The organism is Pseudoalteromonas sp. 2CM28B (genome assembly GCF_023161935.1).
In genome coordinates, this window is the sequence record NZ_JALNTH010000004.1 from 54,782 (window position 1) to 78,735 (window position 23,954).

General features: G+C 40.7%; 20 protein-coding genes. 8 read left to right on the forward strand and 12 right to left on the reverse strand.

From position 1 onward, the window contains the following. Nucleotides 1-141 precede the first annotated feature (141 nt). The 5 genes from MTN96_RS06995 to MTN96_RS07015 all read right to left on the reverse strand — a co-directional run bounded on the left by MTN96_RS06995 (nucleotide 142) and on the right by MTN96_RS07015 (nucleotide 7,510). Nucleotides 142-2,544, reverse strand: a complete 2,403-nt coding sequence (locus tag MTN96_RS06995; protein WP_096041992.1) for a TonB-dependent receptor — start codon at nucleotides 2,542-2,544, stop codon at nucleotides 142-144. Between the two features lie 350 nt (nucleotides 2,545-2,894). After that, complete coding sequence (locus MTN96_RS07000; RefSeq protein ID WP_248531085.1) at nucleotides 2,895-5,249, reverse strand: TonB-dependent receptor; 2,355 nt, start codon at nucleotides 5,247-5,249, stop codon at nucleotides 2,895-2,897. 494 nt (nucleotides 5,250-5,743) lie between these two features. Then, complete coding sequence (locus MTN96_RS07005; RefSeq protein WP_096739887.1) at nucleotides 5,744-6,256, reverse strand: hypothetical protein; 513 nt, start codon at nucleotides 6,254-6,256, stop codon at nucleotides 5,744-5,746. A gap of 25 nt (nucleotides 6,257-6,281) precedes the next feature. Continuing rightward, nucleotides 6,282-7,022 (reverse strand): anti-sigma factor, encoded by a 741-nt coding sequence (locus tag MTN96_RS07010; protein WP_248531086.1) that lies wholly within the window; start codon nucleotides 7,020-7,022, stop codon nucleotides 6,282-6,284. Beyond that, entirely contained in the window at nucleotides 7,019-7,510 is a 492-nt protein-coding gene (locus MTN96_RS07015; protein ID WP_054982238.1) for an RNA polymerase sigma factor, read from the reverse strand. The genes MTN96_RS07010 and MTN96_RS07015 overlap by 4 nt, the downstream gene beginning before the upstream one ends. A 139-nt stretch (nucleotides 7,511-7,649) precedes the next feature. Here MTN96_RS07015 and MTN96_RS07020 point away from each other — a divergent pair, with 139 nt between their 5' ends. Continuing rightward, nucleotides 7,650-8,996 carry a S8 family serine peptidase gene (locus MTN96_RS07020; RefSeq protein ID WP_248531087.1) on the forward strand — a complete coding sequence of 449 codons (1,347 nt, stop codon included), beginning with the start codon at nucleotides 7,650-7,652 and terminating at the stop codon, nucleotides 8,994-8,996. On the opposite strand, the gene MTN96_RS07025 is transcribed toward MTN96_RS07020, so the two are convergent. From MTN96_RS07025 to MTN96_RS07035, 3 genes are all read right to left on the reverse strand, one after another. Continuing rightward, a complete protein-coding gene (locus MTN96_RS07025) occupies nucleotides 8,980-9,933 on the reverse strand; it encodes a hypothetical protein (protein ID WP_248531088.1) in 954 nt (317 codons plus the stop codon). The two genes, MTN96_RS07020 and MTN96_RS07025, sit on opposite strands and share 17 nt — an antisense overlap. Nucleotides 9,934-9,995: 62 nt before the next feature. Next, nucleotides 9,996-10,889: a hypothetical protein gene (locus MTN96_RS07030; RefSeq protein WP_096739892.1), complete on the reverse strand. Its 894-nt coding sequence runs from the start codon at nucleotides 10,887-10,889 to the stop codon at nucleotides 9,996-9,998. A gap of 135 nt (nucleotides 10,890-11,024) precedes the next feature. Next, a complete protein-coding gene (locus MTN96_RS07035; RefSeq protein ID WP_096739893.1) occupies nucleotides 11,025-13,262 on the reverse strand; it encodes an exonuclease domain-containing protein in 2,238 nt (745 codons plus the stop codon). Nucleotides 13,263-13,351: 89 nt separating this feature from the next. Here MTN96_RS07035 and MTN96_RS07040 point away from each other — a divergent pair, with 89 nt between their 5' ends. Next, complete coding sequence (locus MTN96_RS07040; RefSeq protein ID WP_096739894.1) at nucleotides 13,352-13,846, forward strand: dual specificity protein phosphatase family protein; 495 nt, start codon at nucleotides 13,352-13,354, stop codon at nucleotides 13,844-13,846. A 91-nt stretch (nucleotides 13,847-13,937) separates the two neighbouring features. On the opposite strand, the gene MTN96_RS07045 is transcribed toward MTN96_RS07040, so the two are convergent. The 3 genes from MTN96_RS07045 to MTN96_RS07055 all read right to left on the reverse strand — a co-directional run bounded on the left by MTN96_RS07045 (nucleotide 13,938) and on the right by MTN96_RS07055 (nucleotide 15,352). After that, nucleotides 13,938-14,417, reverse strand: coding sequence for a hypothetical protein (locus tag MTN96_RS07045; protein WP_096739895.1), 480 nt, complete (start codon nucleotides 14,415-14,417; stop codon nucleotides 13,938-13,940). Between the two features lie 265 nt (nucleotides 14,418-14,682). Then, nucleotides 14,683-14,985, reverse strand: coding sequence for a DNA-binding transcriptional regulator (locus MTN96_RS07050; RefSeq protein ID WP_096739896.1), 303 nt, complete (start codon nucleotides 14,983-14,985; stop codon nucleotides 14,683-14,685). A gap of 1 nt (nucleotide 14,986) precedes the next feature. Then, nucleotides 14,987-15,352: a type II toxin-antitoxin system RelE/ParE family toxin gene (locus MTN96_RS07055; RefSeq protein ID WP_232510930.1), complete on the reverse strand. Its 366-nt coding sequence runs from the start codon at nucleotides 15,350-15,352 to the stop codon at nucleotides 14,987-14,989. A gap of 486 nt (nucleotides 15,353-15,838) precedes the next feature. Here MTN96_RS07055 and MTN96_RS07060 point away from each other — a divergent pair, with 486 nt between their 5' ends. The 5 genes from MTN96_RS07060 to MTN96_RS07080 all read left to right on the forward strand — a co-directional run bounded on the left by MTN96_RS07060 (nucleotide 15,839) and on the right by MTN96_RS07080 (nucleotide 20,814). Further along, on the forward strand, nucleotides 15,839-17,263 hold the full coding sequence (locus MTN96_RS07060) for a sugar porter family MFS transporter (RefSeq protein ID WP_248531089.1): 1,425 nt from the start codon (nucleotides 15,839-15,841) through the stop codon (nucleotides 17,261-17,263). A gap of 221 nt (nucleotides 17,264-17,484) precedes the next feature. Next, the gene (locus tag MTN96_RS07065) at nucleotides 17,485-18,744 is read left to right on the forward strand and encodes an OmpP1/FadL family transporter (RefSeq protein ID WP_096740395.1); all 1,260 of its coding nucleotides are present in this window, start codon (nucleotides 17,485-17,487) and stop codon (nucleotides 18,742-18,744) included. A 1-nt stretch (nucleotide 18,745) separates the two neighbouring features. Beyond that, the gene (locus MTN96_RS07070; RefSeq protein WP_096042003.1) at nucleotides 18,746-19,159 is read left to right on the forward strand and encodes a YeeE/YedE family protein; all 414 of its coding nucleotides are present in this window, start codon (nucleotides 18,746-18,748) and stop codon (nucleotides 19,157-19,159) included. Nucleotides 19,160-19,163: 4 nt separating this feature from the next. Then, complete coding sequence (locus MTN96_RS07075) at nucleotides 19,164-19,565, forward strand: DUF6691 family protein (protein WP_248531090.1); 402 nt, start codon at nucleotides 19,164-19,166, stop codon at nucleotides 19,563-19,565. Between the two features lie 169 nt (nucleotides 19,566-19,734). After that, the gene (locus tag MTN96_RS07080; RefSeq protein WP_248531091.1) at nucleotides 19,735-20,814 is read left to right on the forward strand and encodes a mechanosensitive ion channel family protein; all 1,080 of its coding nucleotides are present in this window, start codon (nucleotides 19,735-19,737) and stop codon (nucleotides 20,812-20,814) included. A 29-nt stretch (nucleotides 20,815-20,843) separates the two neighbouring features. Here the strand turns inward: MTN96_RS07080 and MTN96_RS07085 are convergent, their stop codons facing one another. Continuing rightward, on the reverse strand, nucleotides 20,844-22,979 hold the full coding sequence (locus tag MTN96_RS07085) for a TonB-dependent siderophore receptor (RefSeq protein ID WP_248531092.1): 2,136 nt from the start codon (nucleotides 22,977-22,979) through the stop codon (nucleotides 20,844-20,846). A 451-nt stretch (nucleotides 22,980-23,430) separates the two neighbouring features. On the opposite strand from MTN96_RS07085, the gene MTN96_RS07090 reads away from it, so the two are divergent. Then, entirely contained in the window at nucleotides 23,431-23,883 is a 453-nt protein-coding gene (locus MTN96_RS07090; RefSeq protein WP_029772176.1) for a DUF302 domain-containing protein, read from the forward strand. Nucleotides 23,884-23,954: the final 71 nt, after the last annotated feature.

Here is a 23,954-nt window from a genome sequence, read left to right on the forward strand (position 1 = left end):
AATACCTGTAAAGGTGGGTTAAATACAATAGTAAGGTTAAATGGGAGCTAACTTGAGCTAATTAACAAGCTCAAAATAAAAAAAGCCAGCTAATAAATAGCTGGCTGAAAGTAATGACCGTAGCGGCCATTTTAGGAAATTTTAAAACTGATATTTTAAGCTTGCGCCCCACGTACGCGGATTGTTCCAGTTAGCTTGTACTGAGTTTGCAGGTAAGCCATCAACAATTTGTGAGTGCACTACACCACGAGTTAAAATCGCTTTATCACCAATGTTTTTAACGTACGCTTCTACTTGCACACTGTCGTTAATATACCAAGTTAAACGTGCATCAGCCATTAAGTGCGCATCTACTTGCACCTCTGGGATGTTCGTATCAAACGCGTAGTAATCGTCTAAGTAATTTAGTTGAATGTACGGTACTAAGTACGAATCCCCCCCTAAGCTAAACTCATAACGAGCTGAAAAACCAACACTGTACTCAGGCGCCATAGCTGGGCTCCAGCCTTCAAAACTAAACTGACTAGAGCTGTCGTTTATATCTTGGCGGCCTTCTAAGTTACCTAATGCTAATAATGGGCGAAGCTGCTCATTACCTACTGCATAGCCATCAGCAAATTCGCTATCAAGCAGAGATAAAGTACCGGTTAGTGTTAGGTTATCAATTGGCACCCATTGAATATCGGCTTCTAGGCCCACAGTTTCTACATCACCGCCGTTTTCGTAGTATTCAAAGGTGGTAGCAGTACCTGCGGCAACACACTCTAAAACAGTATCGCCAGTGGTTGTATCGTTACATGAGGTTGCAAATAACTGTGCTTTTACATCTTCGTATTCGTTCATAAATACCGAAAGATTTAAACGCATTGCGCCATCAAGCAAATAGCTTTTCATACCCATTTCGTAAGAGATAACATCTTCGTTATCGTAAAGTGGGTCAGCACCGCGAGCTACAACGCGCGAATCGTTTGCGCCACCGGTTCTGTAGCCTGTCGCTACACTTGCATACACCATAATATCGTTATTAATGTCGTACTCGGCAGCCGCTTTATAAAGCAGTGCTGAGTCATCCCAATCAGGAATTGTATCGCCGGTAAATGTTTTGTCGTCTTGGTTTACACGCAAGCCACCTACCACGCGCAAATCTTCTGTTACTTGGTAGCGTAATTGCCCATACGCCGCAATTGATTTAGCCGTATGCGGGTCGTAATCTGGGTTCCCCCACGAAGGCACTACAACAGAGTCTGATACACCATCGCCTGTGGTATCTGCATGCGATAACCAGCTCCAATCTGCTTCTTGGTCAAAGTAATAAAGGCCACCAATCCACGAAAAATCACCCTCATCGTTAGATGAAAATTGCAGCTCAGATGAGAGTGTTTTTTGGTCATCCTCACGGCCAAAACCACCTACAAAATCAATGCCACCGTCGCTGTAGTCGTTATCGTAATATTGCTTACCACTAAGCGTTGAGTAGTTGGTGGTCCATTTAATATCAGCAAAGTCGGTATACCATTCAAGTGCTAATGTGGTCGAAAAGCTTTCTTGCTTATCAAGTGAAAAACCATTGCGGTAAACATCATACGGGCCAAGGTCTTCGTGCTGTGCATCACTTGGCTGATAAATATGCCCCTCGGTTATTGTAGGCGTAGTGTTAAATACACCCGACCCCGGCGAGGTTTCTTCAATTTGGTAGCCCGCTATTTGTTGGTAACCCCAAATAGCTTCTGAGTTAGAGTCTTTACGCGAGTAATCAAAGCGTACTGTGGCATTAAACTTTTCGTTTGGCTCCCACTTAGTAACGTTACGCATATAAAACTGGTTTTTCTCGCGCAAGTCATCTGAAGGGCCTGGAACAACTAAATTATTGATATAACCATCGTGACGATCAGAGGCCACTACAAAACGGGTTGCCACGGTGTCGCTTACTGGAATATTTATAATTCCTTCGTAAGCGCTGCGGTTATAACTGCCTGTTTCAACTTTTATACTCCCCAGTAAATCGTCAAAAACAGGTTGATTAGTAATAATATTAATACTGCCCGCAAACGTGTTTCGGCCATATAACGTACCTTGCGGCCCGCGTAATACCTCAATGCGTTGAACATCCACCAGCGCGCCTAAGCCCGATGAGGTAGTCGGCACATAAATACCATCTTGAAATATACCTACAATTTGCTCAGCAATACCGGTGCCTGCTACACCTACTTCGTTGGTGCGAGCGCCACGCATAGCGGGTCTAACTTCACCACCCGAAGAGCCCATACGTAAGCCTGGTACCACTTGTTCAAGACCCGTAACATCAATAATACCAGCGCGGGCAATGTCCCCTTCCCCTAATGCTGTTATTGATGATGATACTTCCTGTAGGTCTTGTGAGCGACGGTTTGCCGTTACCGCTATACGCTCTATCGCGGGCTCTGCGGTTTGTTCTTGCGCTTGTGCTTGTTCTGGCTCTTGCGCAGCGTGTGCGTTCATTGTGGTTGCTGCAATAGCGGTGGTTACAGCAAAGTGAACGAGAGTCCGTGTAAATTTAGCTTTCATTATAGTTATTCTCCCCAGTATAAAACGTATTTAGTTCTCCCCAAACCTACATTTTCAATTATTACAGTAAACAAGTTGTATCAATTGAAAATGCATGGATCTAAAATAGACTTCGAAGTCAAAAAGATCAACAACTTTTTGCTCGAATAATAACCTTGTCGAAATTAACCTAAATAAAACAATATATTAAAATGAAAATAAAGTGATTTCGAAACACAAAAAAGCCAGTAATAATTTATTACTGGCTCTATGTAAGCGATTGTTCAATTTAAAATTTCAATGCTATATTTTAGCAAAATGCACAAACTTACACTTTTACTCAAACCTTAAAATACATTATTGAAAAATGCCTAAAAGTTATAGCCTACCCTTACACCATAAGTGCGAGGATTAGCATAATCGGCCGCAGCCACATTACCACCAAAGCGGACTGTCCTAAGTAGTATAAGCTCATCTCCTGCGTTTTGAACATACGCACGTACAGACCACTCATTATCTGCCGAATACCATGCAAGGCTAGCATCGTACTTTTGGTAACTTTCTTGAGTACCAAATGAAAAAGGCAAATCGTTGGTTGTATACGAATCCGATAATTGAATACTGGTAGCAGGCACAACGCGGCCTTTATCACCTAAATCAAACTCATAACTGGCCAATAGTGTAATATTGTATTTAGGGCTTAGCTGCACGTCATTACCATCTAGTTGCAGTAAGTTATCTACGCCATTAATGGTCTCTCCACCTTCTTCAAAGACATTTGGCGTAACAAAATCGCCATACGTTGAGTCTGTAAACGCGGCGCGTGCCCCTAGGCGCAATGCATCACTTGCCTGCCAATCAATTTCTAACTCAAGACCTGCAGCATCAATTTCGCCGGCATTACCAAAAAACGACACCGCCGTACCACCCACGTTTTGAAAACGAGTAGAAAGCAGGTCCTCGTACTGGTTGTAATATAAAGAAGCGTTAAATCTTAATGAATTATCAAGCAGCATGCTTTTAAAGCCAAGCTCGTAAGCCGTTACTGTTTGCTCATCGTAGCTATCTTCGCCATTAAAAGCGCCCTGTGCGTTACCCGCTAAAAAGCCTGTAGAAACGGTAGCATAAAGCAGTTGAGAACTTGCCAAATCGTGTTCAAGACCTAGCTTCCACGTTACTTTACTCCAATCATCGTCTGCGTTATCAACCTCAAGTACAGAAAAATCAAGCGTGCTTAAGTTATCTGGGTTTTGGCCGTAAATATCCCACTCACGGCTGTCATTTGTATACCTAATGCCGGCTATACCGCGTGTATCATCATTAAATGTGTAATTACCTTGAAAGTAGGCAGCAGCTGATCTTGTTTCTAACTGAATTTGATTTAACCACGACGCGTACTGAAATTCTTGGGGTTGCGTTGTATCTGGCACATTATCAACCACAGCGCCATAGCTGCCATTTAAAAATGCGTTGTCTAAATCTTCTGAAAGCAAATAAATACCCGCTACCCATTCAAAGTCGCTTTCATACGTTGAGCTAACCTGCACTTCTAACGAGTTTGTTTTTGATTCAATCGCATTGCCATCAACCGTGGTTGCATAAGTCGAAAAATCACCATCAGTAAGGCGCGTTTCTTCGTAATCCATTGAGGCTGCAATCACTTTCAAATCTACCGACTCTAATGACCAGTTAAGCTCTGCACTAATGCTTACATCACTTACATCACGCGATGGTTTATAGTCAAACTGCTGAGAAAATGGGTCTGACGAAACCGCCTGTGCTGTATCAAGCCCTGGTGTTGCAGCGTTATCTAAACCTGCACCAAAGCGGCCACAATTACTGCCACACACATCGTCACGGCCGATTCGCTCAGTTAATGGTGCCGACAAACTTGTTTTACCCGTTGCAGGGTTTATAGGAACGCCTAAAATATGGTAGCCAAAAGCACCGCCGCCATTTGATTCATCCTGCCACGTTTCTACTTTTACATTTAAATTTATATCGTCGTTAATTTCAGTAAAAACTTGGCCACGTAAAAAATACATATCAGCATCTTTTAAGCCTGCATCTTCATTAAATGTATTTTCAACGTAGGGATCTCTTATTTCTCGAACGCCAGTAAATCGCACCGCGGTATCATCAGTAAGCGCTGCATTAAAAAAGCCCTCACCACGTAAATGACCATAATTACCGAATGTAACGGCCATACCGCCTTCGGTAATATCTAGCTCTGGTTTTTTAGCTATAACATCAATCGCACCACCAAATGAGTTACGACCAAACAATGTACCTTGTGGCCCGCGTAATACTTCAACACGCTCTAAATCAACAAACCCAGCAAGCGCCTGCCCGTGACGAGGACGATAAACACCGTTAGAATAAAACGCGATGGCAACATCGTTAGCCTCTACTTGCTCTGTTCTAGCACCGCGCATAGCAGGGCGAGCATCACTGCCCGACACACCCGACTTTAACCCTGGCGCTAAGCTATCAAGGTTTAAGATATCAGTAACGCCATTTTCTAGTAAATCTTTAGCAGATACAGCGGTCACAGCCAACGGCACTGATTGAATACTTTTAACACGCTTAGTAGAGGTAACCGAAATAACCTCCAACTCTTTGTTAGGGTTTAACTTTGCCTCTTGCGAGCATACCGAGGCTGAGCCCAATATCGCCGTGTTTACTGCAGCAAAAATAAGTGTTTTACGTAAAATATGTGCGGCCATGAGATTAATTCTCCACCTGTTGATATAAGTTATTTTATTAAGCATTTAAGGGCTAAATAACCCGCAACCGAATTTTAAGTATTTATAATGATTAAAAGCGCGATTTAAATGCCTATTTTTTCGACTTATAAAAACTATCGCTTTTTGCATTCGAATGCAATAAAGATTATGTAAAAGTTTTACATGTTCATAACACTAAAAACGAAGCAGCGTATTTAAACAAAAATAAACCCTTTAAAATTATAAAGTTATTTTACAAGTTTATTCTTTAAAGCACTGGTTTGATCTGTTTAATTTAACAATAACAACCAAAGAAAGAAGTATGGTAGAGAAAATACAGATTAAAGGACTTCGAAGTCCAAGGAGGGGTAATCACATTTAAAGTAGGCACCTAACCGACTAATAATTAAGTGCCCACTGTCACTAAAAGTTAAAGCGTATGGCTGAAATATAATTACATGTAAAATAGCAACAGCTAATAACTATTCTCATAATTAGTTTTGTGTTTTTTTGCTTAAGTTTTCAATTAAGTCTTGTGCGCTAAAACTGTTGTCGCTTGGTTTTATCCCTTTGCCCATTTTAATGTCAATCAGGGTGTGTACTTCTTTGCGTTTATCATTGTTGCTCACTTGTACGCCTACGCTATTGCTCGGGCGTACACGTGTTTCGCAGGTTAATAAACCACAGTTTCGCTCATATTGCTGGCTGTGTGATGCACTAATAGATGATGCGGGCGCTTGCGATTTAGACTCAACAAAGGTTTCTTTATTTGTTACAACAAACCAGTCGTAGCCTTGCGCTTGGGTAAGCTCAGCTGCGCGTAATAATGCATAGTCGCCGGCATCGGCTACATTGTTTGACACACTTTTAAACTCGACGCGGTATTGATCGTCACTAATTTTTTGCTCGCTATAACCTTGTGAGCCATTATTAGCTGGGCGGTAGTCTGGTTTAGATGCGCAACCCGCCATAAGTAAAATACTGATAATTAAAATAGATGTTTTCATTATTCACCTCGTTTTATAAAAACTATTATTGGTTTAACTGCCACTTTGCACTAATTGCTTGCTGCTCTTGCGCTCTATCTAGTGGTGCGCCGCTGATCATGCTATCTATAACAGCATCTAACTCACTGTTATTAGAGGCCGTTTGATATTGCGCGCCACTATCACTTTGCTGCGCGGCTGTTTGCGCTTTTATTTGCCAGCCGCTTTGCGTTTTACAAGCAATGCTTGTTTGCATGGTATTGTTTGAGCTTAGCGCATACTGCCTACAAAGCTCACCTTGCTGATTTTTAAAGCTAAGCTGCGCGCTAAATACTGAGCCATCACTTTGCTTATACTCACCACTACTTAGCTGTGTATTAAGTGCTGATGCTATGTTACTGGCTACTAAATTTTGCGACTCATTGGGTTGTAAATAACTAGTCATTGCAATACCAAATACCACGGCAACGCTTGCAGCTATTGCTAAGCTTTTATTAGCCGACTGCTTAACCCTTTGCCAAGGCGTTAACATTACTACATTGCTATTTAACGTGTTTTTTGTCGTTGCTGTATCGAGCTTTGCAACCGTTTTAGCTAATGAGTCACTAAGGGGTGCGTCATCAATACTTGTTGCGTGCTCTTTTACTCGCATGTCTACTTCGCTTAGCTCTGCAAGTCGCATTACTAGTTCATCATCGGTTTCAAGGGCTTTGCGCACTTGCTCCATTTCGTGCTCGCTTAGCTCTGAGTCTAAAAAGGCGCTAAGTGTTTCGTCGTTAATGTTCATACTTGCTCCTTTTTAAAGTCGGGTTTTATTAAATTATAAAGTGTACTGCGTGCTCGCGATAATTTACTCATTACACTGCCTATAGGTATATCGAGTGTATGTGCTACTTCTTTATAGGCCATGCCCTGCACTGCCACCAGCGATACAATGGCGCGTTGCTCTTCGGGTAATTGCCCAAGTGCTGTATTTACATTTTTAAGCATTTGTTTGTTTTCGAGTGTTTGGTGCTCATTACTTGTAATTGGCTCTGGTAAAACATCGGCCTGGGCCGTATTTTGCCTTACCTTGCGTGAGCGGTATTCGTCTATCCACACATTGCGGCAAATTTTAAACGCCCATTTAGCAGGCTCAACGTCATCTGGAATGCCTTTTACTAATAGTTTTTCAATTGTTATTTGCACTACATCGTCTGCATCTGCTTTACTACCCGTTAGCGAATAGGCAAAACGCCTAAGCATGGGCAATAAGGTTTTTAGAGTTTCGTTCATTGATTTTTACCCCTTTTATAAAGAAGACGATTCAAAAAAACATTTATTCCCAAATAATCAAAATAATTTGAATAATGAAATATTTCTATGTGTTAAACGTTAACTACAAGCATGATAAATTTAATAGAAGTAACCCACTATGAATATTAAAAACACACGCGTTAAACACATAATAGCCGCTTCGCTTTGCATATTTAGCGCAACGAGCTCTGCCAATATAGTGAGTGTCGATCAAGTGCTTGGGCAGTTAAACCCAATAGAGCAGCGTATTGAGCAAACAATAGAACGAGCACAGCGTCTGCCGCTTCCAGTGCCTGTACCACAAGTTTCGATTGATGAACTAAAAGCGCAAATTAGTGAGCCAATTAGCAGCTTACCCAATGTACTTAACATTAATATAAATAGCCAAAACACCGCATTTGTTGAAGTAGAGCTAGAAAACGGCTTTAGAGCAATAGAGCGCCAATGGTTATTAATGGCAAATAGCCAACAACTTAATACCCTAAAACAGCAAAATGTAACCATTGTATCGGTAAAAAATTACAACGCACTTAACATGAGCTTAGTACGCTTTAACGCCCCCCAAGGTGTTAATTCTAAAAGTGAGTTATTAAAAGCGCTTAACATAGATGAGTCTGCAATACTTGACCGAAACCACATATACCAAGCGCAAACTGGCGAGCCTACCGCAAAAGTAACACCAAATAACTCTATTGCCCCCTACTGCACACAAAGCGTAAAAATTGGCATGATCGACAGCGCCATTAATACCAAACACAGTGCTTTTGAAGGCGCAAATATCACTACGCAAAGCTTTTTACCACAAGGGTTAAGCTCTCCAAATTTACACGGCACCGCCATTGCAGGGCTAATTACAGGTAAAGGCGCAAAACTTAGCCCGCTTTTAGGCAATGCCAAGCTCTACAGTGCCGAGGTGTTTTATAGGCAATCTGAATATGCACAAGGGGCTACATTATTTGCCATAGTAGAAGCACTTAACTGGCTAGTCAGTAATAAAATACCCGTAATTAATATGAGCCTAACAGGGCCAAATAACGCAGTTTTAGAAGCAAGTATTACTGCTGCAATAAAACAAAACGTGTTAGTTGTAGCCGCTGCAGGTAACCAAGGGCCGGCGTCGCAGCCGTTATACCCAGGTGCGTATAAAAGCGTGATAGCGGTAAGTGCTATTGATTCACAAAACCAAATTTATAGATGGTCAAATAAAGGCGATTACATAGACTTTGCAGCCCTTGGTGTAAATGTTGTTACAAGCCAAGGCAATGGAAAATTTGGAAGGGAGTCGGGTACGTCAATGGCGGCGCCGCATGTAAGCGCGGCATTAAGTTGTTTATTGTTAAAGCATGGTAATAATAAAACCAAAGCACTTAACGAGCTTACATCGCTTGCCATCGACTTAGGCGAGCATGGCAAAGACACCACCTTTGGTTATGGTGCCATTTACCCACCTAAAAATGCACTTTAACTGACGCCGATAAAACCGATTGCGTATAGGTATTGCTACTAAGCTTTGATTTATAATCGCCATATTCAGCCTCGGCTATTAATGTTACGTGCTCAAACACAGCTAGATTATAAAGCGCATTAACGACATTTCTGTGCTCATCTCGCGACGGTATTTGCTCAAAAAAATCATCCGTTGTTTGCTCATCGTAATCTTTATTTTGATATCGCCAGCCAGCTCCCACTTTGTTAGCCACATTAAAGGCCGTAAATTTGTGCGTAATTTTAGTAGTAAAACCGTAGCCGTTAAAGTCGTATTGGTTGTCGTCGGCGTTTTCTTTATCGGCACTTAGCGCTGACATTAGCATGGTTTGGCCGTTATTTATAAAATGATAAAGCGCTACATCGCCACCTACGCCGTCGGCATTACGTGCTTTTGCAGTAGCAAAACGTTTAGCTTTGGTTTTTACACTCATACGCAAATACGTATGCGGGTTTAAAAAATGGCCATAGTAGGCGCTGGCTTGATTAAAATGTAAAAATGTATCGCCATCTACATTTGCTTTTGCGCCATCGTAACGAACCCCTAACTCATGGCTATTAAAGCTATAACTGCCATCTAAACCATATTGATGCAGGTCTAAATCGTATTGATCAAACTCATCGTAGTCTTGTTGTTCAAACTTATAGCTTGAGGTTAATTTAGTGCTTTTGGTTACTTGCCATTTTGCATTAACACCGGCTGCGGTTTTTATGCCGCTGTCGCTTTGCGACGAAATATCGTCGAGCTCTTGAACAGAGAGCGCCGAGTTACTTAATACCCCAACTTCTGCATCTGCATTTACTTCAAAGCTACTTTTAAAGGGCTTATTTTGCTCAGCTGTTTTAATGTGGTTAGTTTGTGCAAGCACCGCTTGAGCACTAAAAACACACAATGTGGCGGTTATAACTGCTTTCATATTTATTCTCCAACAGGCCGAATAGGTTTCCCCATTCGGCATTTGTGCAAGCACTTGGCGTATTAAAGGCCTAGGTCTAAATCGTTAGTAATGTTGGTTACTACTTCACTTGCGGTGCTAAGTGCTACATCGTTACTAATTTGATCAGTAACCGCTGCACTCACCTGCCCGCTAACACTTTGCTGTACCGTGCTTTGTAAACTACTAACCGTACTGTCTTGCACACTGGCAATTAAAGATTGCTGAACACTGCTTACTACTTCATTACTGGTATTAATTGCATCACCCATTTGCAGTGCAGAACTCACTGAGTTTGCAGCCGTATTAGTCATTGCTAATTGGTTTGTAAGCTCACCCGCATTAAGCGCATTTATTGCATCAGCTTGCGTTACTGAATCGGTAGTGCTACTTACAGTTGAAAGTAAAGAGGTATCGGCTGATGTATCGGTAGTATCTGGCTGAGTGCCTTGCTCAGAGGTAACAGAAAGTAATGACGACTGGTTCACTGCAGTCGTTAAATTACCCGCCGATGAGGTTAGCTGCGCTGTTGCATCAAGCGCTGTATTGGCTGTGGTATTGTTTGTGGAATTAGCTGTGGTATTTAAAGACGAGGCCGATGCATTTAATGCATTATTTAAAGATGAGCCGGCAGATGCAACTAATGAATTTGCAGGCTCTGCGGCCTCACTGCTTTCTTGCGCTGGAGTTTGCGTATTATTCGCCGTTGAATCTGTGTTTTGCGAGTCATCAGCCGTTACTTGTGTATCGTTAGATACGTTTGACTCGTTGCTACCACTGGCTGTTAAACCATTTTGTGAAAGCGCAATAGATGTAGATGTTTGTTGCTGCGCCGACGTTGACTGAGATAGTTCAATATCAGCGGCATGCACTGCACCTGTAAAAGTACACACACCGCTTAACATCATTACGCTTACAATTTTATTTAATTTAGTCATTGTTTTGTCCTCTAGTTTGTCGGATTGACATAAAGAAGACGATTTACAAAAACACTTTATTCCAAAAATAATTAAAAATTATAATAACGTTACTTAATTATTTAAGTTTCATACTCTTAAATATAAATTACTCGTTTATTGTGTTAGCGTTTCACTGTTTTGGATCAGCAATAACAGCTCGGCAGTGGCGGTAGCATCGGCCAATGCGCGGTGATGGCTGGTTAAGTTTAAATTAAAATGCGCGCTGAGGTTACCAAGCGAATACGACTTTAAGCCTTTAAACGCTCTGCGCGATTCAACCACGGTGCACATTTTTGGCATTTTAAAAAAGTGCCCTGCAACCTCGCATTCTTTTTTAATAAAACCGTAATCAAAGTTTACGTTATGGGCTACAAAAATACTGCCTGCAAGTTTATCTAGTAGTGGCTGTGCTATATCGGCAAATACAGGCGCGTTGTAAACCATGCCATCGCTTATGCCGGTCAATTTAGTAATAAAGCTTGGGATATGGCGCTGCGGATTAATAAGTGTCGTCCAGGTATCAATTACTTTACCGTGCTGCACTTTAACAATGCCAATTTCGGTAATGCGGTTACCGCCTTTTAAGCCACCCGTGGTTTCTATATCAACCACGCTGTAAATACGGTTAGGGTCTACAAACCACCTAACTGCAGCAATATGTACTGTAAAGCCTACATTTTTTAAATTATCAATAGTGGTAAGTTGGTTGCGCCTAAGTTTATCGCCTGGGGCTTTTACCTCTTCAAAATGTACTTGGCCATTATTAATAACCATTAAGTCGGGGTAGCCGTCTTTTAGCTGTAAATAGTGTTTGCTCATAGCCGTTAAGTGCGCAATTAACGCTTCAAGCGGGCTGTTTAAAATAAGTGCCTCTAGTGGCTCTAATAAATTGCTGCGCCATCTAAATAAACCATTGGGCTGCTCAAAATACTGCGCGGCATGCTTACATACCAAATTAAGCAGCGCCTGATTAGTGCTACAGCTTTTTAAACGTGCGTCAATTTGCGTGCTTTGTGCTTCATAAAAATTACCAAGCTGCAAAACTTGCGGGTAAATATCAAATTCATTACACGGCGGGTATGGCGATTCAATAAATAACTCGTGCCAAAATACTAAGCCAAACAAGCTTTGCCATAAGGTGTTTTCGGTGTTAAAAACCGTTAACCCTTTTGCACTGTAATGCTCATTTACGCCTTGCTCTACATCGCCTCGGTAAATTTCGTCAATTTCAAGCACACACTGGGTGTCGGCCAGCATAGTACTTAAGCGCGAACGCGTTTGTTTATTAAACTTACGCATTAAAAAGTCATCAGCAAAGTACAGTAAATCGTCGGTGAGCGGGTTTTCTATAATTTGCTCTAGCTGCGCTTTAACCCACGCTTTATTACCTAGGCGGTATTGCTCTCTTATTTGAATTTCTTGTGCTTCGGCGTAATCGGTGCAGCCTTCAAGTAGGCTAAAGGCAAGTTCGCTATCGGTATTTTTAAGTTGTTTATACAGCCTAACCAGCAGTTTGTTTTTAATGTCGTGCGCTTGTGTGCCATGCGCCGGTTGCGCCAATACTAAATGCGCAAGCTCGGTGTAAGGGGTTTTGTCATCCAAGGTTTCATCTTTTGTATTACCGGCCGTTTTGCCGATGTTTTTAAACGCTAAACGGTAACGATTTAAAACGTAATTAGATTGCGCCTCAGCTAGTGTATTAAAGCGCGATAAGCTCTCGCTGTGCCCTTCGCGGGTAGCGGTTAACCCTAAATCGCGCATAACAAAGCGGTTTTGATGGTTTACATCGCCACTACTTAAGCGCCCTGCAAATAAAAACTCAAAATACTCGTAATAATCTTCACGGTTATTTATCACATATTGGCTATATAAAGGGGCTAAATCATCTGCGCGCTCACTAAAAAATTGGCACGCAATAGTGACCAACTCCCCTTTAGCTGCGCTTTTTTTAAAGCTTACTTGCTCACTGTAATTACTGAGTAACTCCACCAACATGGGCTTGGTTAAATGCGCAATAAGCTGCTTGTAATGCTGTGCGTTTGGCTCATATAAAATACCCGCTGTTTTTAGCGTATAAATAGCCTGATGCGGCGAAGTTATTTCTTCATAATTGAGCGATTGCGCCTGCACTAAATAAGGCTTACGCGAATACACACGCGCCAACATGCACTGGCTTTGCTCATCTAGCTGGTTAATTTTACTAATAAATTGGCTGTGTTTGGGCTCAAGTAAATGCATACATTTACTTGTTACAAACTCAATAAGCTCTCTAAAATGCGCTAAATAGTATTTTGCTGGTAATTCTTTTTTCATAACATCGCCATAACTGTATATAAAAACAGTATCTAGCATTTGTGCTTATTATTCAATCTTAAACTTGTAACTAAAACACGCTATAGTGAGCGTATAAAAGTAAATTTATGAAAAATAAAGGACTTACCATGAGCGCGCACCCATACGATGTTTTATCACTCAATAACGGCGCAAATATTATTTTTACGCCTTGCCCTGGTACAAAAACGCAAAACCTAGCGGATTCAATCGCTACATTAAAAGCCGCTGGCACTCACATGCTGCTATCGCTTATGCCGCAAAAGGAGCTTGAAAAAAACAACGTAGAAACAATTAATAGTGAGTGCAAAAAGCACGATATAACCTGGTTTCATTTACCTATAAATGACGACGAAGCACCCAAACAGCCTTTTATATCAAGCTGGAACACCCACAAAGCAGACATACTACAAGCTATACAGCAAAAACAAACCATTGCCATTCATTGCAAAGGCGGCACTGGCCGCACAGGGTTGGTTGCTGCGCTTATTTTAAATTCGGCAGGTTACACAAAAGATGAGGTATACAGCCTAGTACAAGGCATTCGCCCTAAAGCACTGACTATAGAACTACAAAAAGAATACTTTAATAACGTTGAGGTGTGAGGGAGAAACTGGGGGAGATTTAGCACTATGAATAGTGCTAAAAATATTTTTATGCTAGTAATGAGTTAGCGATGATATACCATACCACTGGTTATATTTCATTTTTAACTCGCTCCCACTCTTTCTTTAAAACAAATTGCGACTGCTCTATGGTTAATTTGTGCGAATTCCAAAACTCTGCATCACTCTCAATAGAACCGCCTGAAAGTAAAGCATTATGCATCTCAGTTACATGGACAAGCAATTTAAGATGACTCTCTTCTTTAGAATTTATATATAAATTAAGTTTATTAATGGATTCAGTAATATATTGATATTCTGCGTCTGTACGGTTTTCGTAACCAGATGCCCAATAATGAGAGCATTTACCAGTTATTTCAGCTAGTAAAACCCTTAATTCATTAACCCATGACTGCCTAATAGGTGCAATAATTTGCTTATTTGCAATACGTAAATTATTGGCATTTTGGTTTTTAGATATCCGCATTGAAACTATAGGGCCAACTACAACAGCTAGCATCGCAATTACAAGCGACAGAAAAGGTAATGCAGACTTAACAAATTCAACCACGTTCACTCCTTGAAATATAACGAGACTGTAGAATAACTCCAACAGCTAAATTCAATTTAACAATAAGTTCCTGTAATTAACTCTAAACGTTTTCAAAGCATTAGGTAATGCATTATTTGGAATCCATAAAATAGGCTATTTTTCTTAAAAGGAGTGATTCTAAAGCCTTAGCGCCTATATTTAACGGCTAAGTAACGTTGGCTATACTCGCAAAGCGATGGTCAACTGTTCCGCGTCCGCTTTAAATTATCTTTTTAGCTTTTGATTACGCTATAACTTCAAGACCTTTTTTTTCAGCTAATGATAACATTTTTAATGCAGCCCCCCTTGGAGAGCTATCGCCTTGTTCCCACTTTTTCACTAGTTTATCGCTAACATTAAAGTACTGCGCAAATACAGGCTGAGAAAGGTTATTTTTCAACCTTAAGTTTCGAACTTGGGCTGGTGTGAATTCATGAACACTGGTTAAACATAGTGCGTCGAATTTACGCATTGTAGTTTTATCAATTACACCAGATTTTTTAAGGCCTTTAGCCGTTCTATGAACTGATTTTAAAATGTCACTCATATTATTCACCTACTACTATTAGCTCTCCAGTTTGGACAAGCTCGTCTAATTCATCTTGATCAAAATCAAGAAACTCTTTAGCTAATTCTTTTAACGCTAATTTTTCTTTAGCATTAATGTTAGCTCTGGTACTTTTAGCGAAAGCATAGAGAAAAAAGTACTTACTTCCAATAGCGGCACCTATTATTGTACGATAACCACCACTCTTTCCTTTATTACTTGATGCAATTCTCTTTTTATATACATTTCCACCTAAATCCGCATCATAAAGACCATTATTCATTTCTCTGCAAGCAATAATAAGATCATCATCAGATAAGCTTTCTTTTTTAGTCAAAGAACTAAAATCTTTAGTCTTATAAATCAAAGTATACTCCAAAAGGGTATATTTTCAACATTTAAAATTCAACTCCTATGTTGATGAAAAAGCTAACAACTTAATCTACAACATTTGTCGCTTTATAAATCGACAAGCGTCCCAAAATTCAATGCATTTACCTTAACCACCATATAACCACATGTAAACAATTACATAACTTAAAATCAGGTTTTATAATTGCGAAAACACATAATTGTAGAGATCAGCAATATTGGACAAAACAGCTACTTCCTACACAACGCACATTACTTATTGAATTCAGCCTGTGTTATTTAAAAGTCGGTTTCTTAATTTTAAAGCCTTTAAACTAACGCCTTTAAGCTAATACCTTTAAATTAATACCTCTAAGCTAAAACCTTTAGAATACAGCTCAATTTAAACCCGCTAAATCGTTATACCTGCACAAATGTATTCAGCCATAACGCTTTACGATATTATGCTCCTTTAAATTTAAATTAACTTTCAGGGCATATAATGACAACGTACACACCGCCTTCCCACGCAGCCAACACAGCTGAAAACACCTCTCTTTGTTACGTAATATTTATATCGGCCGTGGCTGCTATTGGTGGCTTTTTATTTGGTTTTGACTCGGGTGTTATTAACGGCACGGTGTCGGCACTCGGTAATGCGTTTAATTCAAGCAGTGTAGCTACGGGCTTTAACGTAGCGTCTGTATTACTTGGCTGTGCCTTAGGTGCACTTGCTGCGGGGCCGCTGGCTGATAAGTTTGGCCGGCGTGCAATTATGATCATCACCGCGATTATTTTTGCCATTAGTGCGTTTGGCTCAGGCATTAGCGAAAGCTCGGCCGAGTTTATTTTTTACCGCTTATTTGGTGGCTTAGGTATTGGTGCTGCATCGGTATTGGCGCCAGCTTATATTGCAGAGGTTGCGCCACCTACCCTTCGTGGTCGTTTAGCTACATTACAACAGCTCGCTATTGTATTGGGTTTATTTGCTGCGTTTTTAAGTAATTATTTAATTGCTGATGCAGCTGGTAGTGCGCAAAATATTTTAATGCTTGATATAGCCGCTTGGCGCTGGATGTTTTGGGCTGAGCTTGTGCCTGCAATACTGTTTTTAGTGGGGGTGTTGTTTATTCCTGAGTCGCCTCGTTATTTAGTGGCGCAAGGTAAAGTGGACGATGCAAAAACAGTATTTAGTAAAATTTCGAACGACAACGTTGCTGCACAAATAAGTGATGTTAAAAGCTCCTTACGTAGCGATAAAAAGCCAAGTATTCGCGACTTATTTATTGATGGCAGTAAAAAAGTACACCCGATTGTATGGGCAGGTGTTGCGCTGAGTGTGTTTCAGCAATTTGTAGGTATTAACGTGGTGTTTTATTACGGCTCTGAGCTTTGGCAAGCCGCAGGGTTTGACGAGTCGCAATCGTTATTTATAAATGTATTAGCGGGGACGACTAATATTGTATCGACCTTTATTGCTATTGCCCTTGTTGACAAAATTGGCCGTAAGCCACTGCTATTAGTAGGCAGTATTGGTATGTTTATCAGCTTAAGCGCGCTTACTTATATATTTGGCAGCGCAGGCCTTGATGAAGCAGGCAAGCTTGCACTTAGCGATAACATGGGTACGTTTGCGCTTATTATGGCTAACTTATTTGTGGTATTTTTTGGTTTAAGTTGGGGCCCCGTTGTGTGGGTGTTATTAGGCGAAATGTTTAATAACCGTATTCGCGGTGCAGCGCTTGCTGTTGCTGCAAGCGCGCAGTGGATTGCTAACTTTGCCATTACCATGACCTTCCCTATTATGCTGGCTAAAATTGGCCTTGCAGGTGCGTACGGCTTTTATGCTTTATCGGCACTTATTAGCATATTTTTTGTGGCTAAATACATTACAGAAACCCGTGGTAAAACACTTGAGTCTATGTAATTAGTCCTGAAAGCGGTGAACCCTTTTCACCGCTTTGTGTTTTTTAGGTAAATGATTGATTTAATATCAGTATTAAACCATCTAATAATTATTGCACTAAACATTGGCTTACCCCTCTCGTTCAGTATTCCTTTTTACTATAAGTAATCGATTTAAATTCCTTTTTTGAATATAGAAAATTAGCTATTGTCCGCGTTTTCCCACTACGTATGTCTATCAAAATGAAAAATAAGTTAGTATCTGGTTTGGCCCTAACCCTTACTTTAGGTTCGTTTAACGCATTTGCTACCAATGGGTATTTTACTCATGGTTATGGCATGACCCACAAAGGCATGGCGGGTGCGGGTGTTGCGCTATCTGAAGAGTTAATGTCTGGCGCTAATAACCCTGCTACCTTTTTAGCAAATGGCACGCAATTATCTGTGGGCTTGGAGCTTTTTTCGCCTGTTCGAAAATACTCAGCATCCGATGTAGATACCTTTTACCCTGACGCATTTTACCTGCAAGCAAAAACCCAAAAAAGTGATAACACTTTATTTGCTATTCCTGAATTTGCTATTGGCCACCAGCTTAATGACAAAGTAAGTATTGGCTTATTAGTTTATGGTAATGGCGGTATGAACACCGACTACAGCGCCGATTCAGAGCCTGAAGGCACATTTTATGCTGGCACTACGGGTGTTGATTTAAAGCAAATGTTTATTAGCCCAACAATAAGCTACAAACTTAACGAGCAAATACGCCTTGGTGTATCACCAATTTATGCAGTGCAGCAGTTTAAAGCTACAGGCCTTGGAAACTTTGCGCCTTTTTCGCAATCGCCCCAAGCCCTTACCAATAATGGTACCGACACCAGCACAGGCTTAGGTATTCAATTAGGTATTAGCCAAGATATAAACTCGTCATTAAGCTTGGGAGCAAGTTACCGCTCATCAGTATCTATGCAAGAGTTTGATAGCTATAAAGGTTTGTTTGCAGAGCAAGGTGGATTTGATTTACCTAGTTCGCTTCAAATTGGCGCAGCTTATAAAATTACGCCAAACAACCAGCTTGTATTTGATTGGCAAAAAATTAATTACAGTGAAGTAAACAGCATTGCTAACCCGATTGATAATTTAATGTCGGCTCCACTAGGTGCCGATGCAGGCGCAGGTTTTGGTTGGGACGATATGACCATTTATAAACTTGGCTATCAGTGGCAGCGTACAGCAAAACAAAAAATTCGCTTTGGTATTTCGTATACAGAGCAACCTATTCCTTCATCAAACGTTTTACTTAATATTTTAGCGCCAGGTGTGCAAGAATGGCATTTTACTACGGGGTTTAGCCATTCTATTAGTAACACGGTACAATTGAATGCAATGGCTTTTTACTCGCCAGCTAAAAAAGTATCGGGTGCTAACTACTTAGCGCCAAACCAACAAGTATCAATTGAAATGGAGCAATCAGGCCTAGGTGTGTCGGTTGTTTGGGGAATATAAAATGGTTACAGAGTTTACGCCAATAGCGGCAGCTATAGGGGGTGCTTTAATAGGAATAGCGTGCGCACTATTACTGGTTTTATACGGAAAAATAGCCGGTATATCAGGCATTGTTAAATCTGTTTTTAATAAGCAAACGGCTGAGTCGCGTTGGAAACTATACTTTATTGTAGGGTTATTATTAGCCGGTATTGCGGTGCGTATATTTGCGCCGTCTTTATTAGAAGGTGAGCTGAGCTTATCGCCTGTGCTTATAGTTATAGCTGGGCTACTTGTCGGTATGGGCACCTCATTAGCTAATGGCTGTACAAGTGGCCATGGCGTATGTGGCATGTCGCGTTTTTCTACCCGTTCGTGGGTTTCAACATGTACATTTATGGCCGTGGCTATAATTACAGCAAACCTAGTAGGGTAAAAAAATGACAGCAGTAATTCATGTTATTTTAGGATTTATATTTGGTTTAGGGCTTATCATTAGTGGTATGACAAACCCCGACAAAGTACTTAACTTTTTAAATTTTCAAAACCAATGGGATGGCAGTTTAATTATTGTAATGGCTGTGGCTATGGGAATAATGATGCTGGCGTGGTTTTGGGTTGCCAAAAAAGATAAACCACTGCTTGGTGAAGCGTTTACTTTAAGTGATGTTAAAAACATTAGCCCTCGGCTAATCACTGGCTCTGTACTGTTTGGTTTAGGCTGGGGATTAAGCGGCATATGCCCAGGCCCTGGCCTTGTGCAACTTACTTCACTTAAAATGGAATTTTGGTTATTTTTTGCAGCCGTACTTGGCGGTATGTGGATAGCTAAAAAAGTATAAATTTAACCTCGGAAGATATACGGCCTTAGTCCTTCATTTAAACTGGCAGGTATTAGCTTGCCAGTTTAACGCTATTTAAATAGCCTCAACTTACTTGCCTTGGCTAACTATTCATATAGGTACATAACTTGCTGCTTACTCTTTTAAGTTTATAAAAGAGAGGTAAGTAATGTCTGCTACTACTTTTTACAACCTAACAGAGCAACCTTGGGTTGTTATTGCTATTTGTTTAGTTTCTATAACTATAGCTTTGTTTTGCATCCGCTTTTTTATAATGTACTGGCTTAAAAAGTGGACCTCTCACACTAAATTTATATTCGATAGCTTACTTATCGCCTCTATCTCTAAACCGCTCACCCTTTGCACAATTATTGTGCTACTCACCATTATAGAGCAAGGGTTGTTAATACAAGGCGAGCCGGTTGCGAGCTATATTTCGTTTTCGACCATTAATATTATTTTGGGCTTAGTGGCTATTATTTTATTTTTTGACCGCTTTTTTGTGGGCACCATTAATTACTACAGCAAAGAGTCGGCGGTAATTTTTAATTCGCAAAGTATTATTAAAGGCATTATTAGGGTAAGCGTTTTATCGGTCGGGGCTTTAGTGCTGTTAGGCACCTTGGGTATTTCTATTACGCCTATAATTGCCTCGTTAGGTATTACGTCATTAGCGGTGGCACTTGCCCTGCAACCCACCCTTGAAAACTTTTTTTCGGGCGTACAACTTGTTATAGATAAACCCATACGGGTGGGGGATTTTATTGAGCTTGAGTCAAAGGAGCAAGGCTTTGTAGAGAAAATTGGTTGGCGCTCTACGTGGGTTAAAATGCTGCCAAATAATATGATTATTATTCCTAATAGTCAGCTTTCTAAATCGCGTGTTATTAATTACTTTTACCCCGAAAAAGAACTGAGCGTACCTGTTGATGTAAGCGTTCACTACAGCTCAGACCTAGAATTTGTAGAGCAAGTAACGCTAGAAGTTGCGCGCCAAGTACTGATTGACCATGAATGGGGGGTTGATGATTACAATACCTTTGTGGTGTATCACACCTTTGATAACTCAAGCATTAATTTTACCGTAATGCTGCGCGCAAAAGAGTACTTTAATCGGTTTTGGGTTAAATCTGCTTTTATTAAAGCGCTACACAAACGCTATAACCAAGAAGGTATTGTGATCCCCTTCCCTATTACAGCTATTAACACAGCGCAAGAAGCCGCTAATTTTAATAGCGATAAAAAATAAGCGCGAGATAAGCTCGCGCTTAAATTGCTTTAAAATTTATAGGTTACTTGGCCTACTATTTCTCGTGGGCTGCCCGGGAAATGACCGTTACGCTCACTAAAGCCACTTACTGCGTATTCTTTATCAAATATATTATTAATATTTACGCTTAATAACACATCGTCAAAGCGAGAAGTCCAGCTCATATCAAATACAGTAAAGGGTTTAACTTTTTGGCCATCTTGGCTTATTTGCTCGCTTACGTAATTTGCGCCAAATGCTATAGACGAGTCGATGCTATCAAGCGCAAAACGCGACCATAAACCAGCTTGGTGGCGCGGCGCATTAGCAAAGCGAGAGCCATCACCGTAGGTGCTTGAAATAGTATCGCCGGTTACACCTTCAACAACTAGTGTATCGTTGTAGGCGTAGTTAGCGGTTAGCGTCCAGTGCTCGGTTAAATCGCCCACCAGCGTTGTTTCAAATCCGCGGCTTTCTACCTCACCAATATTTAAAAGTGCTGCAATGCCGTCACCCGCGCCCGTGTCGTCGGGGTTACTCATTACTACGTTTTCTTTATTAATTTGGTAAATAGCAAAGGTGCTCATAATTTTGCCATCTAGCCATTGGTTTTTCATACCAATTTCGGTTTGTTTACCGGTTTCTGGCGTTAAGCTGCCCTCGCCTTCTACATCTTCTTGGTCACCCGATGATGCTGGGTTAAAGCTTTCTGAGTAGTTTATGTATAACGAGGTATTTTCAACAGGTTGGTATGTAACGGCCACGCGCGGTGTTACATCGTTATCTGAGTAACTGTAACCGGTTTCTTTATTTAGCTCTTTAAAATAGTCGTAACGCAGGCCGGCAATCACGGTCCATTGCTCGTTAATGCTTACAACATCTTGTACGTAAACGCCAAAACGGTCGGTTTCAACACCATCGCGGTTCATGTCGGTAAGGTTATAAGTACTTGGGTCGGTTTCGCCGTAATTTAAGTCAAATATGTTTAAGTTAGCCACGCCGTCCGCTTCATAACGGGCGCGTAAGTAATCGTACTCGGTATCAACTATGTGGTAGTCGCCACCAAATAATACTTGGTGTGCTAATTGGCCTTGCTCAAAGCTATAAACAAAGTCGGTGGTTAAGCTTGTTTCTTCGTTGGCGCGGTATTGCTTTCGGTATTCGCGTTTAATGGTTTCGTCATCAATGTTAGCTTCACCATCGCCGTTTACATCTACCCAGCTTTGCGACTCATGGTAGGCTTGGTCGCGTTTGTTATCCATGTAACGCAGTGTGCTACTTACAGAAAAATCATCATTAAAGTAATGCTTTAACTCGGCTTGCAGCACTAACGCTTCCATGTCTTGGTAGTCAAATGCTTCATTTGCGTTGTAACTAGGGTCAACTAAAAAGTTACCATTGTCATCTACCGGTACACCACGTAAACGGTTACCGCCTAAGTCTTGTTTAATGTAATCAACTGTGGTGGTTAGTGTGGTTGAATCGGTTAAATCAAATAATAAACCAGCGGTAAACTCACTGTTTTTTGAATCTGCATTATTACGAAAGCTGTCTTGCTCTTCGTAATAACCACCTACTCTGTATGCCATGGTGTCGGTTAAACCGCCGGTCATATCAAGTGAGGCACCATGTGTGTTGTAATTACCAAGCGTTAGTTTTAGCTCTTTAGTTTGCGTATAACTTGGCTTTTTAGTCACGTAGTTGATCATACCGCCTGGCTCACCGCCACCATATAACGCAGAGGCAGGGCCTTTTAATACTTCTACACGTGCTACATTAAATAATTGGGGTACACCAAAGCCCGAGTACGGGTCGCCGCGTACGCCATCGTAAAATACATTGGCATCGTCTCTAAATCCGCGAAAAGTAACACCCGAATAACTGTACTCACTTACCCCGGCTATTGAGCGGTATAAATCGGTAATATCGCGCGCGGCTTGGTCAATAATAAGCTGCTCGGTTAATACCTGCGCAGATTGCGGTAATTTAATAAGATCTAAATCCGTTTTAGTCCCAATTTTACTTTCGGTTTCTAGGTAAAACTGCTGAGCGCGGCCTGTTACTTCTATTGTTTCAATCTCGTTATTTTGCTCGGCAAATGCCACATTAGAAAAAGCAGAAAAAGACGCAGCAATACTAAGCGCCAAGTATTTTTGGTTAAACATGTTGATCCTGAAAAGAGGTGTATAAAACACCGCGAATGATAACGACTATCATTACTATATGCAATGCAAATAATTTCATATTCATCCTTATATTTCGAATTAATCGCAACTAAAATAGGTACTTAAAGACTTTTATGCTCACGTTTTATACATATTCCCTTTGCGCAGTGTTGAACCAAATAAGGAACTCAGATAGTGTGTATTTTCATACGCTTTATAATAGCAATTCGCATTAATACTTAATCATTTTGTGGGGCTAAACGTGTCGCTACTTGCGTTAAAAATTCTCTTTTACGACTGCATGGATGCAGAAGTTAGCGCAATGCAGGAGCAATTGCCGAGAACGACTAAATAGCGAATTTTTTGCCTAGCTATCAACACGTTTTTCTAGCATCAAAATAAACCACTTAATTAAGCGAATTGGTATCAGCCTTTTTATGAGGAGCAAACCATGTTAAACCGACTATTTTTAGGGGTTATTTTACTCTCGGCCACGGCCGTGGCGAGTGCGAATGACAGCTTAGTACGTTTTCAAAGTAATTATTCTGTTCAAGAAACGGCTAACCGTTTTGAAAAAATAGCCAGTAACAAAGGTATAACCATTTTTGCGCGGGTAGATCATCAAAAAAACGCTCAAAATGTTGATATGGAATTGGCCCCAAGTGAAGTGATTATTTTTGGTAATCCAAAGGTAGGCACACCGTTAATGCAGTGCCAGCAAAGTGTGGCGATAGATTTACCGCAAAAAGTACATATATCTCAAGACAACAATGGCCAAGTTTGGCTTACCTATAACAGCCCCACTTATTTACAAGAACGCCACAATATAAAAGGCTGCGAAGAAGTACTTAATAAAATAGCTGTGGTGCTTAATAAGCTTTCTATGGCAGCGGTGGCCAAATAATTAAAGTTATACCAAACCGCAGTAATACTTAATTAAGCGAATTGGTTTTAATATTAAATAACTTAAATAAC

Coding starts and splice junctions, on each gene's coding strand:
- MTN96_RS07075 (WP_248531090.1), top strand. CDS start 19,164: ATGACAGCAGTAATTCATGTTATTTTAGGATTTATATTTGGTTTAGGG.
- MTN96_RS07090 (WP_029772176.1), top strand. CDS start 23,431: ATGTTAAACCGACTATTTTTAGGGGTTATTTTACTCTCGGCCACGGCC.
- MTN96_RS07040 (WP_096739894.1), top strand. CDS start 13,352: ATGAGCGCGCACCCATACGATGTTTTATCACTCAATAACGGCGCAAAT.
- MTN96_RS07070 (WP_096042003.1), top strand. CDS start 18,746: ATGGTTACAGAGTTTACGCCAATAGCGGCAGCTATAGGGGGTGCTTTA.
- MTN96_RS07020 (WP_248531087.1), top strand. CDS start 7,650: ATGAATATTAAAAACACACGCGTTAAACACATAATAGCCGCTTCGCTT.
- MTN96_RS07005 (WP_096739887.1), bottom strand. CDS start 6,256: ATGAAAACATCTATTTTAATTATCAGTATTTTACTTATGGCGGGTTGC.
- MTN96_RS07085 (WP_248531092.1), bottom strand. CDS start 22,979: ATGTTTAACCAAAAATACTTGGCGCTTAGTATTGCTGCGTCTTTTTCT.
- MTN96_RS07000 (WP_248531085.1), bottom strand. CDS start 5,249: ATGGCCGCACATATTTTACGTAAAACACTTATTTTTGCTGCAGTAAAC.
- MTN96_RS07025 (WP_248531088.1), bottom strand. CDS start 9,933: ATGAAAGCAGTTATAACCGCCACATTGTGTGTTTTTAGTGCTCAAGCG.
- MTN96_RS07060 (WP_248531089.1), top strand. CDS start 15,839: ATGACAACGTACACACCGCCTTCCCACGCAGCCAACACAGCTGAAAAC.
- MTN96_RS07015 (WP_054982238.1), bottom strand. CDS start 7,510: ATGAACGAAACTCTAAAAACCTTATTGCCCATGCTTAGGCGTTTTGCC.
- MTN96_RS07065 (WP_096740395.1), top strand. CDS start 17,485: ATGAAAAATAAGTTAGTATCTGGTTTGGCCCTAACCCTTACTTTAGGT.
- MTN96_RS07035 (WP_096739893.1), bottom strand. CDS start 13,262: ATGCTAGATACTGTTTTTATATACAGTTATGGCGATGTTATGAAAAAA.
- MTN96_RS07080 (WP_248531091.1), top strand. CDS start 19,735: ATGTCTGCTACTACTTTTTACAACCTAACAGAGCAACCTTGGGTTGTT.
- MTN96_RS06995 (WP_096041992.1), bottom strand. CDS start 2,544: ATGAAAGCTAAATTTACACGGACTCTCGTTCACTTTGCTGTAACCACC.
- MTN96_RS07010 (WP_248531086.1), bottom strand. CDS start 7,022: ATGAACATTAACGACGAAACACTTAGCGCCTTTTTAGACTCAGAGCTA.
- MTN96_RS07030 (WP_096739892.1), bottom strand. CDS start 10,889: ATGACTAAATTAAATAAAATTGTAAGCGTAATGATGTTAAGCGGTGTG.
- MTN96_RS07050 (WP_096739896.1), bottom strand. CDS start 14,985: ATGAGTGACATTTTAAAATCAGTTCATAGAACGGCTAAAGGCCTTAAA.